General features: G+C 64.3%; 1 pseudogene. It reads left to right on the plus strand.

The annotated features are described in order from the left end of the window. Positions 1–255: pseudogene (locus tag QMX82_RS26270) on the plus strand (MFS transporter); the annotation flags it as partial.

The raw sequence follows: 255 nt of genomic DNA on the forward strand, positions 1-255 counted from the left end.
CGGCCGGCCAGACCGCGCCCAAGACCACCTCGCAGCGCATCAAGTCCATCTTCAGCGGTTCCGTCGGCAACCTGGTCGAATGGTACGACTGGTACGTCTACGCCGCCTTCTCGCTGTATTTCGCCAAAGCCTTCTTTCCCAAGGGCGACCAGACCGCCCAGCTGCTCAACGTCGCCGCCATCTTTGCCGTGGGCTTTCTCATGCGCCCCATCGGCGGCTGGCTGATGGGCCTCTATGCCGACAAGGCCGGCCGCA

The organism is Pseudomonas sp. PS02302 (assembly GCF_029959585.1).
In the GTDB taxonomy this organism is placed as follows: domain Bacteria; phylum Pseudomonadota; class Gammaproteobacteria; order Pseudomonadales; family Pseudomonadaceae; genus Chryseomonas; species Chryseomonas aestiva.